General features: G+C 38.4%; 7 protein-coding genes. All 7 read right to left on the bottom strand.

Annotated elements, in window-relative coordinates:
* Nucleotides 1-2,860, bottom strand: a 2,860-nt coding sequence (locus RBQ93_RS12105; RefSeq protein WP_320372376.1) for a glycosyl hydrolase, incomplete at its 3' end; no start/stop codon positions are given.
* Complete coding sequence (locus RBQ93_RS12100) at nt 2,844-4,034, bottom strand: sn-glycerol-3-phosphate ABC transporter ATP-binding protein UgpC (RefSeq protein WP_320372375.1); 1,191 nt, start codon at nt 4,032-4,034, stop codon at nt 2,844-2,846. The genes RBQ93_RS12105 and RBQ93_RS12100, both read right to left, overlap by 17 nt.
* A gap of 13 nt (nt 4,035-4,047) precedes the next feature.
* Nucleotides 4,048-4,983, bottom strand: a complete 936-nt coding sequence (locus RBQ93_RS12095; RefSeq protein ID WP_320372374.1) for a glycoside hydrolase family 16 protein — start codon at nt 4,981-4,983, stop codon at nt 4,048-4,050.
* Complete coding sequence (locus RBQ93_RS12090) at nt 4,980-8,123, bottom strand: hypothetical protein (protein ID WP_320372373.1); 3,144 nt, start codon at nt 8,121-8,123, stop codon at nt 4,980-4,982. Before RBQ93_RS12090 ends, RBQ93_RS12095 begins: the two co-directional genes overlap by 4 nt.
* Before the next feature lie 100 nt (nt 8,124-8,223).
* Nucleotides 8,224-8,829: a hypothetical protein gene (locus tag RBQ93_RS12085; RefSeq protein WP_320372372.1), complete on the bottom strand. Its 606-nt coding sequence runs from the start codon at nt 8,827-8,829 to the stop codon at nt 8,224-8,226.
* 71 nt (nt 8,830-8,900) lie between these two features.
* A complete protein-coding gene (locus tag RBQ93_RS12080; protein WP_320372371.1) occupies nt 8,901-10,379 on the bottom strand; it encodes a hypothetical protein in 1,479 nt (492 codons plus the stop codon).
* 12 nt (nt 10,380-10,391) lie between these two features.
* On the bottom strand, nt 10,392-11,540 hold a 1,149-nt coding region (locus tag RBQ93_RS12075; protein WP_320372370.1), incomplete at its 5' end, for a hypothetical protein.

The following is an 11,540-nucleotide window of genomic DNA, read 5'->3' as shown; positions in this document are numbered from 1 at the left end:
CATTCCAGAGTAAAGCTATTTCATCGCTTCCATTATCATAAATACTGGCTGCGACTTTTTGTTCAATTTCCATCCAAGCGGAAGCACTATGCATTTGCAAGGTTTGGAGGGCATTAACCATCCAATAGGCGCCGACCAGTTCATTTGGATAATCATCATTTTTAATCATGTTGGCATTAAAATTACTAAGGGCGGCACTTGGATCAATTAATGCTTGGATTGCCCACATATTGGAATACCACGTATTAGGAGCTCCTCCAACGGCTTGTAAATATTTTTGATAAATGCTAGTCAATTTGTTGCGATCAGCCGTGCCTAATGCATAAGAGGAAAGATATTCTCCAGTTGGTAACCAATGAATACCATAAATAAATGTTGGATTTGCACCAAACCAGGTAGCATAATCCGTTTTCGCACCCCAAATCATTCCCGCGACCGAAGCATTAGCAGCGTATTCTGCTTTCCAATTATCATTATCATAATTAAACCAATATTGTTTAATTGAATAAAGTTCGGTTGTATAACCATAGATTGCGGCATCAATCAAACTGTTGTTTCCGAGAGCTAAGCCAAAGAAGTATCCGGCTGCCCAAGAATTAAGTGCTTCTCCTGAAGATTCTTGATTGTTACCATCAGCAAATGACCCATATCCATGGGCCCAAGAATGGCCGGCCCAACCATCGAATGAACGTAAAAATGGGGCAAATTTATCTGTTGAATTGTAATTCATATAATCTTTTAATAGTAAGGCAACTATCGCGTGATACTGATTAAAGAAATCTTGATCAAACATCGATAATACACTAGCGGCATAAACAAGATAACCATGGGTAAAATGGTGATCTGTTAATTCCGATGCAGTGCCGAAATCATTATTCGAGTAATAAAGCGAATTCCATGTTTGATTGTAATATAAATAGCGATCTTCACTATTGGTTTCATCATAGGTAAACCAGTCAATTAAACGAGTTTTCAATTTGTTAATAAAACTCGCTTTATGCGTTGTTTCACCAATTTGCGCGGCAATGATTAGCCCTTGAGAAAGGGGATATAAAGCCTTTGCATTCCAATATGGTCCGGGCGCATCAATAAAGTTTTTGCCGCCTTCCTCGTAATAATCAAGAATTTCCGTTCCTTGATCAAGATGAGCGAGATAACTAACTACATCAGCTTCATTAAAAGCGGCATTCGTCGGTAAAGTATAGCTTGGGAGAATCCCACGGAAATTAAGTTCAGTGGTAAATCGATCACCAAGCATCATTTTTAGTGTTCCGCGTATTGTTCGTGTTTGATAACTAGTTAATGTTGCATCACTAACTTTATATTGATGAGGCAATAAGGCTAAGACACCCGTGTTAACATCACTAGTACGCATGTATTGCACATTATTTTCAAAAAAGGTTGTTACTGAACTTTGCTCTCGATCAACTGTGTAATCAATATTTGAAGCCGCCATAAAAGCATAGCCGTTTTGATGATAAAAAGACGCCTCGGTTAAATTATTAATAGCAGCGACAGAAACATAATTACCAGATCCTAAGTCCATCGTTATTGTATCGAGATAGCCAGCTGGATGAACAGAGTTGGAGAGTGTGAATGTTGTGCTATCCGGCGCATTAACCACAAAATAGCGGTCTTCATACGTAGCACCGCCAACAATATTTGGTAAAGAGGTAATATAGCCAATATGCCTTTTCACCATTTTCACAATTATCGCATTACCAGTATATGAACTAGTTACAGGTGTGCCATCAAGAGTAAAATATTGATAGTTGTCAACACCACGGTTATCAACTAACAATCGAATATCATTTTTGTTTTTATATTCCGTAAAGACATAAGGACTTCCTTGTGTATATGTAATAATCATTTCATCTTCCGATGAATTTAGATTACGCATCGCTACTTTAACGTTATTATCAGAATAATCAATCACTTTGGAAATGGAGGTTGTTGCTAAAGTACCAGCTTTTAATTTTAAATCTTGGTAGTGTGGAGTGAATTGGGCCATCGTTGGATAGTCACCGATATCCCAATATTGAACAAATCCTTCACCGCGATTAGTGATTTCGACTCCGTAGTTACCGATAGATGAGCGTAACGGATTTAAGAAGATGCCATTTCCCGCACCATAATTTTCACTAATAAGCGTCGTCCACCAACCATTTGTGGGCACGGGTTTATCCAATAAATCCGCTTCTAAATAAGCAGGTTGCTTGGGATGAGCGATATCTGAAGCATTACCTGAGCGATAACTACCGCTATCAACAGCGATTTTTGTTTGTGAGTTAATTATCTTGCTCGATGTCGGTGGCACATATGTGCCATTTTGCACAACGACATTGCGAGTTATATTTTGTGTTTCACCCGCATACTCAATACGGTAATTAAGTGTGTAATTACCAAGTGTTCCATAATCTACTGAACCGATTATATCAACAAAGCGGGTAATATCAATTCCCGTAGTTGAATAAATTTTTACTCCTTTTAATGGATTAAAATAATGACCAACAATGACAATTGCTGGCTCGAGTCCTTGAATTTCACCAATAGAACCTGGTTCGACCGGATCTTCGGAGCTCGGGTCTTCGCTTGTTGAAGGGATACTATATTCGGAACTACTAATTTCTTCAGAGTTTGAAGTTTCACTACTCGTTTCTGAACTCGCTGGTTCAGATGTTGTTGTACTAGTTGATTCTTCGGTTGAAAGCGATCCACTTGATTCACTTTCGCTAATCGATGAATCCGAAACCGTTATGGATTCACTTTCCGATGAAATAGTGGAACTGCCATCACCACAACCAGTAACTAGCGTTAACAAAACGCTTGATAAAACAATTAGTTTACTTTTTTTCATCATGCTTTTTATCCTCCTGCATTTTTTCGATACTTAATCCACTTTCTATATCAAAAAGATGAATTTTATCCATATCAAAACATAGATTAATTTGATCACCTTCAAAGATATCTTTTCCTGCGGGAATTTTAGCGATAATTGGTTCATTATCAAAATCCGCGTGGGCATAATATTCATTACCAAGTAATTCAGCTAGTTTGATTTCCACCGCTAATGGTTTGGATAATTCTTTGGCTAATGTTGGATAACCTTCTTGAATAATATCTTCTGGGCGAATTCCAAAATGCATAGTGTGTGTGTGCTGCGCTGAATAAATATAATCATGCATTTCAACAATTTTCGCTGGTAATTTTATACTATGGCCATTATTAAAAACAATTGTTCCTTCTTTGTAGGTCACTGTTAAAACATTCATCGCGGGTGAGCCAATAAACTTGGAAACAAAAACATTGGCTGGATGATCATATATCTCTTTCGGTGTTCCGACTTGTTGAATACGCCCATCTTTCATAACAACAATACGCGTTGCCATCGTCATCGCTTCGGTTTGATCGTGCGTAACATAAATCGTTGTTGAACCAAGCTGCCGATGTAACTTCACTAATTCACTCCGCATTTGAACGCGAAGTTTAGCGTCGAGGTTGGATAGCGGTTCATCCATAAGAAAAACTTTGGCTTTCCGTACAATCGCCCGTCCTAATGCGACCCGTTGCATTTGTCCACCAGATAATGCCCGTGGCCGCCGTTCCAGATACGGTTCAATTTCCAATATTTTTGCCGCTTGTTTAATGCGTTCATCAATTTCATCACGGGGAACATGACGGGTTTCAAGACCAAAAGCTAAATTTTTATATACTGTCATGTGAGGATATAAGGCATAAGACTGAAAAACCATTGATACCTCGCGGTCTTTAGGTTCAAGATTATTAGCAAAAACACCATCAATGTATAATTCGCCAGAAGTAATATCTTCTAATCCGGCTATCATCCGTAATGTTGTTGATTTACCACAACCGGAAGGTCCAACAAAAACGACAAATTCACGCTCAAAAATATCTAAACTAAAATCATAAACCGCTTGAACGCCATGTGCATAAATTTTATTGGCTTGCACTAAAGAAATAAAAGGTTGGCGCTCTTCCAGCGTGTTTTTTTTCGAAACTTTTTCTTCATTCATATCGATTCCTCCATTACTCGGCTTGATAAATACGGACATATTCAATTAGCATTTCTGCAAATTCAAAATCATCTGGTGGTAAGACGCCTCCTGAAAAATTACCACCAACGGCCATATTTAATAAAATATGAAAATCTTGATCAAATGGTGCATAAGGATTATCCGTTTCATTAGCAGTGGAAGAAAACCACTGTTCTTCAGTAATTGTCATAAAATTAAAATCATCAACATACCAGCGCATTTCCGTTTCTTCCCATTCTAATGCGTAGGTATGGTAATCACTAATTGTGTCATCCCGTAAAATGCGGTTTCTACTTATATATTGATGTGGAGCACCAAAATGTAAAGCGCCGCTTGTAATATCATATTCGCGTCCGCGATTTTCCATGATGTCGATTTCGCCGCTATATGGCCATCCACCATAAAAATTATCTTCAGGTAGCATCCAAAATGCCGGCCACATACCATCAACTTCAGGCAAAGACATACGGGCTTCAATTCGTCCATAAGTAGTGGAAATTTTCCCAGCGGTACGAATTCTTGCAGAAGTATATTGATAGCCCCCTACTTGTTCTCGAGCAGCGGTAATGACAAGTTTACCATCTCTAATAGTGGCATTTTCTCGTTTGTACCATTGGGCTTCATTATTTCCCCAATTAACTATGCCGTAATCGGCTCCATTGCCAAACATGTAACTCCAATTGTTCGTATCAAGACTAGCGGTGGTAAATTCATCTTCCCAAAGCAAACTAAAACCTGCCCGTTCTTTATCATCACTTGTTGGGACGCTAGAAGTCGAATCATCGATAATGCTACCTTCGGTTGATGTGTTATCAAGTTGTGACGTTGCTGATGAAATGTCCTCTTCTGAGTTGATTGAAGCAAAAGCGAAATCGCAACTTGCAAGAACTAATAATGTTAGCGGTAAAAATAATAATTTCTTTTTCATTTTGAAGTACTCCTTATTATTGCTTTTATATTTGAAATTTTTCCTTGCCGAATCGCTAGTGCTAATGAACCTGTGATTTCTGCATAATCGCAATTATTAACTTGATAGGTAATCTTATACGGTTGATAACAATTCAAACGTTCTGGATTTTCATACGTGATTTGAACATTACCAAAAAGAGTGAATTGAACTTGATTATTTTCATCAAAAAACTCATTGCTTAAAACTGGTTGAAGATTAAACTTCAAAACGCCGCTATCTTCAATAAAAATGTGATCACCAGCAAACATCCGAATATATATATCGAGCATTTCGGCATTAGCGCCAGTTAACCGCGCAAAAAATCCTTGACCATGAAAACTCCGATCAGGATTACATGTCGGAACAATAAAGGAACTGTTTTCAATTGGATTACGTCCATAAACGGCCGGATCCATAAACATTACTAAATTCGTTTTTATCTCTTTGTAAAAATCTTCATATAATCCAGCACGCAACAATCCGAGTAAATATTTGTAACTCATATGTAAGAAATTACATTCGCGTTCTAACCATCCCTTAGTAAAAGCACGCACGCGCCCAATTTCAAAGGAAGCGTGAGTTAAATCAACAGATGTTTTATAGAAATGTAAATGGTGATCATATAAATCACTCGCCTGAATTCTTTGATGATCATCATGCCACAATAGTTGATCATGGAGTTTATAGGCGCGTGCGCTTGCCTCTAAAAATGCGGGAATTGGTAATATTTCGAAACTTTTGACTCTTACTGTCGGATAACCTAGATGATTAGTGTGACCAGTTAATTCAAAATCTTTGACTTGGTAACTAAGATAACTTGGAAGTATTCCGTCACCAATAATTTTTGCTTTTTGCAAACCTTTATTCAAGACATTTTCAAAGGAATTCAGAACTTTAACAAGTTCATCTAGTCTAACTAGTTCATATGTTCCTTGAATTCCATCTTGAACATATAAACGGAAGTTTTCGCGAGCTTCCGCAACAAAGTTCCAATAAGTAAATTGATCAATTTCACCGACAAAAAGGGCTTCTAAATAGGTTTTTACACGTTTTAAAAGATTAAATTGTTCGGTAAACATGGTAATTGAGCGATCCGCATATTTATAAAATAAATCGCGTGTAATTCTTAGTAAGCGTAAGAGCTCAACGGTTTCGGAAACGCCACTTGAGAATAATCCAGGCAGTCCGTTCATCGCATCATTCCAACCAGGTTTTTCCGCTTCCATTTCGATACCAATTCCAGATGAATCAAGCGTAGCAAACTTAATGAGTACAAGGTTAAATAACTTGCTAGCTAATGTCGTTTGCACAATATTTCCATTTACATCCTTTAACCAATCCGTGGTGGTCAGTGTGGTCTCTTGGTGTACAGCTTTTCTCTTGGCTTTATTTAAATCGATGGCTCCATATTGCCGCACACGACCATCAGGCAAGAGAACATATTTTTCAGCGCGAGGTTCAATGTAAATTGGTGAATAAAAATATCGATAATCAGATTTAAATAATAATGTTTCCATCTCATCGGGATAAATGCTGACATAGTTTTCAATCAAGTCAACATTATACGTCCAATGATCAATCCAATAACCTTCGGCAAAATTCGCTGCATACTCTTGTTTTGAAGCGCTCAAAATTTTACTGAAAAGGTCATGCGTATCACCATTAAAACATTTTTTGTACTGCATCATTAATGTAAAAAGTTCACTCGGCTCATACCGTTTCGTTAAGGCGATAATTTTGCTTTTAAGGGGCTCTTTACATGTGTCAAGTAGATGAAAGTCAAAACTATCATTAATACAAAATACTGGTGGGCAAATGTTCAATGGATTATGACCGTCAATTTGAATCAATGAAAAGAATTGATGAATGTTATAGTCTTTAACAAATGGGTAAAAAAACAAGTCATTCCTTCGATTTTGATTGACATCACGGAAATTTCCTGGACCGCTTGAATAGTAGCGATTAGGGATTTGAAAAGCATTGTAATCCCGTTCCATATCTCCGTGTTTACGGGAATAAATATAATATACTTTCCCCCCATTCAAGTCGTTAAGAACCGTCGGAAAGCCACCGCGCAAACCATTGTCGAGGAAGGTTTGCTTAATGTATTTATCAAACAAGGGAAGACCGGTTTTGCTGGTCGCAGGTTTGATTAACTGGTCAATTAATTTTTCGCTTTCTTCAATCATGGATTCGATACTAGCGGGAAGCAGATGATCAACAACATCATTAAAGGCCGAAAGACTATCAAAAGAGCCAAACAATGAATAAAAAGTATAGGTGGCACCGGGCGCTAGCATAATTTCATTATGAGAAAATGCACAAGGCATTTTGTTTTCAATTTGTTGGGGTTGCTGAGCAAAATCAGCATACGTGAGATTTTGAAATTGGTCAGGGTGTAATAAAGCTAGATTGTGACCAAATACATTTCGAATATCAACGATATTGGCCAAACGTTGGCCGTTTTGATCAAAACTAAGATAACCATTGCCATTTTCAATGAGTGATACCATCGGATTGTCGCTTGTTGAGGTTTTAAATTTGATAAAAGGAGCTCTTTGATCCATGTTATGAACTTCACAATAAGCGGCCATTAAGGAAACAAGTTCTTTGTAAACGTTATTGGAAAGACCATAAGGAAATATAATCGGTAATCCATCGACAAATGCATAATTCCGCGATACATCAGTTATATTAGTAATTTCAACTTTACGAATAAGGGCACTATACGAAGCATGAGGAACACTTGAGTAGGTAATCTTGATTGTAAAATAAGGGCTGGTTTCCACAATAGAAAAATTCGCCTGATTAATAAACATTGTTTGTGTCACTTGTGGCTGAAAAAACGGACTAAATATTTGATTATCGACTTTAATAAACGTCCGAAAGGATTTAAGGGGAATATTCTGATAGGCTAAAGTCGCTGAATCAAATGGGGTAATCGGTGTTTCGCGATTATTGACACCAAATCCACCAAGACATTGACCAACATTGGCAAAAAACGCCCACAAAGGTCGGCCATCTTCGCCAGCAATTGCTGGTAAAAAACTCGAAAACGTTTTGGCGTTTTGATAATCTTCAAGCACGAAAGTTTTATCTTTATAATAATATTTGACCATCAAAATCTACTCCCTTTTCAATAAATAAGGGAAGGGACAATCCTCGTCAGGGTCAGTCCCTTCCGCTAGTTGTGTAGTTTTTAGCTAAAAACTAATCTTATCAACACGTATAAGTAATTGTCAGACTCGTAATCTCGATTGGTGCTCCGCCATTTGAACCACCATTCCAAGCGTGATTAAAATAAGTATTAGTACATCCGACAACAGTATCAGTGATGGTTCCGCCATTAGTAGTTATTTGGCCACCAGCAAAGTCACCCCCATAAGCATTCAGTGAAACACCTACAATTGTTCCGCCAGTATAAACTTCATTCCATGTCGCGGAAATTTTTCTTAAAGTCTTAAAACCATTGGCATTAAGACTACCGGCGCCATCACGTGGCGTTTCCATATTATTCCAACGAATATGACCACCATTTGTCGCCTTATATAAATATGTATCTGATGATGTTCCAAAAGTAATACCGCTCATACCATTATCGGCAGCAAAATAGATTTTATAGCCGAAGGCCGATGGCAAGTACCAACCATAAGAATCTTGCTGCGCATCACCAGCTGTATAAGTAACGACATATTCGCCGGTTGATAACTGACTAACAAGCTCCGCGTTAGCAGGTGATCCATATTCATAATCAATGACATAGAGTGATCCTGCTACGATAAGTAAAGTCGCAAGCGCAATAATTGAAGATTTCTTTTTAAGCATATTTTTATTACCTCCTTTCCTATAAATTTTTTAACACGAACGTCTTCGTGTTTAGAAAAGCAAAATTAGTTCTATTCAGCTAAAGTGAAATGAATAATTGGTGATTGAAGTTCTGGATCATAACCGTCAACGATTTCCCAAATGTTTGGATCGTAATCGGCATATAAACTTGCTTGTTGGAGTTCTTCCATTGTTTTTGTCCCAGAATTAGTTACACTTCCCATATCGGTTACGCCGCTTTTTGGCTTAAGCGAAGTAAGATGGGTCTGTGTGAAGTTAATCAGACGAGCTGTACTTTCATACGGGGTAATTGTGTATCCAAGAGCAAAACTATTTTCAATTAAACCCCATGTTTTACCAGCAAAGGCATACATACCATTGGAACGACTGCCATTGCTATCGATTTCTTTGGTGCCAGTATCAACTGGATTTTCACCATTTTCATCGTAACTCATTAATGGACGATCAACATTGGCAAATTGCCACCACGGATCAGTGTTATTCGGATCAGCAGAGTGATCCCAACCATTCCCCACTTTACCGACATAGTCATCGCTATAATCCATAAAAGTGTTTGGTAACGTAATGTCACCCGACCCCATTAAAGTGACGGTATTACGAATAATGCCACTAGCGGCTACGATGCCAACAACACCACCGGCATTGCAATCGTTATCATAGAAATGGGTTCCCATTTGGACTTTCGAATTAGTTACTAAGCAGTTTTCAATTAGGCCAGAGTTATTGCCGGCAATCACGCCAGCAATGGTTCTTGCCCGAACACGAATACTATCAAAATGCACATTACGAACAATACCGCTACTTCCGATAATTTGAAATAAACCGATGTTGTTTCCACTTTGATGAGCCGGATCAGTAAACATCGAGTCACCATAGTAAGCATCTTCGGAACTTGTCGTACTCGAAGCATAGTAGACACGTGCATTACTTACAGTATGTCCATTGCCTTCGAGAATGCCGTGGAAATATTCGTTATTGATATTTGTTTCATCATAGAAATAGCCTAAAGGTTGGAAGTAAGCGATAGTGCCTAAATCAATATCGTTTCCTAAGACATAGATACCCGTTAAATTATTATTGATATCTTGAAATTCTTGCGCGGTTTTAATTACTTTGGTAGCAAAAATAGCGGGAACATTTTCCAGCGATTGATCGGCTAGAGTAAGTTCAAGATCTTTTTCACCACTGCCGATTTGCGATAAGAAACTTCCAGCAAGGGTCAAAACACCTTCGTTATAAGCGAATTCTGTGTCTAATGCCCGGACCCGACCGGAGCGAACACCGCTAATTTCTTGGTCGAGTTCAACACGAACAGAAACGTTATATGGCGCTTCGGCTCCTAAATCATAAATAAGCTTGTCTTCATAGATTTCTTCGCCGGGTTGAGGGGCTAATTCATCTATCGTCGAAGTGAGATTTGATCCATCACCTGAGGTTAACGAATCTTGACTAAGGTTACTATCCCCGTTACAACCACTTAAAGCTAATAAAGCTGCTAGACCTAAAATAATAGTAAATTTCGTTTTCATATAATCTCCTTTTTATACAACGAGTGTGATATTAGTATTGGAAGTCGAAAACATAATCGCGCTACCATCGCTACCAGCAAATGAATAAGAACAATTAGTGATATCGACTGTGCCATCGTTTTGACAAATCGGATAGAGGGTGTTGCATTGACTATTATTGATAATAAAACTCACATGGCAATCAACAAATGTGCCACTGGTTCCGACTAAGGTAACTCCACCAAAAGTGTTTTGTGCCCCATCAATTGTGACGGTAATTTGGCAGTTACTAATAAGACCATTATTTTGATAGGCAATTGTCCCAAATCCGGAACCTGTATGATTGAGTTCAAAATTAACATTGCGCACTTCGGCTGTTGCACCGAGAATATTAAATAACCCTTGGCTTGTTTTATAATTGGAAATGGTATGTCCTTGACCTTCAAAAATACCGCTATATTCGCCGGCCATGCCAAATCCACGTAGGGTATTATCACCAACGATATCTGCGGTTAAAACGGCATTTTTCGTTGTATTAGCGGCTGATCCATCGAAGAAAGCGATAAATTCCGCATAAGTGGAAATTTCAACAGCGTCAGTTGGTATTTCATAACTACCTTCCTCAATGACGTTAAACGTTAATTCGCTTGATTCATAATCGACACCGCCAATTGTCGCAACAATCTTAACCGTAATCGTTCCAAGAGCGACACCGGTCACATTGAATTTATTTGCTTCGACGCTATCTTGGACAATTGTTGCCACGCTAGCATAACCTTCAGAAGCGACAAACGACCAAGTGGGAACTTCTTCCGAATTCTTTAAAGTAGCGGTAACTGTTGCTACTTCCGCAACAAGAATCGAAGATTTAGAGACACTTGCTTCGACCTCTGGTCCCATCGTTAAAGCTGTTTCACCAAAATGGGCAAGGTGAGGCATCGCCCCGTCAGCTAATGTCCAAATGGCGGGATCGAGAGCAAAGTCCGTACTGGTAGAACTTGAAAAATCACCAAAGTCACTAAATACTTCAACACCCTCGCTACCAATCATGCCCCATTCATGACTACCCGAAGCATCAAAGGTTTTGGCAATCGAAGCAGGTACATTAGTATAAACGTTGTACATACTAGCAAACGCATCACTTCCATTGTTATAACCATAAGGAATGGTACCAATCATTTG

It is taken from the genome of Trichlorobacter sp. (assembly GCF_034008105.1).
Taxonomy (GTDB): Bacteria; Desulfobacterota; Desulfuromonadia; order Geobacterales; family Pseudopelobacteraceae; genus Trichlorobacter.
This window is presented reverse-complemented; position numbering and strand designations above follow the sequence as displayed.

What these genes read in the sequence shown, in the direction of transcription:
- RBQ93_RS12080 (WP_320372371.1), bottom strand. Translation starts at nt 10,379, where the DNA reads ATGAAAACGAAATTTACTATTATTTTAGGTCTAGCAGCTTTATTAGCT.
- RBQ93_RS12085 (WP_320372372.1), bottom strand. Translation starts at nt 8,829, where the DNA reads ATGCTTAAAAAGAAATCTTCAATTATTGCGCTTGCGACTTTACTTATC.
- RBQ93_RS12100 (WP_320372375.1), bottom strand. Translation starts at nt 4,034, where the DNA reads ATGAATGAAGAAAAAGTTTCGAAAAAAAACACGCTGGAAGAGCGCCAA.
- RBQ93_RS12090 (WP_320372373.1), bottom strand. Translation starts at nt 8,123, where the DNA reads ATGGTCAAATATTATTATAAAGATAAAACTTTCGTGCTTGAAGATTAT.
- RBQ93_RS12095 (WP_320372374.1), bottom strand. Translation starts at nt 4,983, where the DNA reads ATGAAAAAGAAATTATTATTTTTACCGCTAACATTATTAGTTCTTGCA.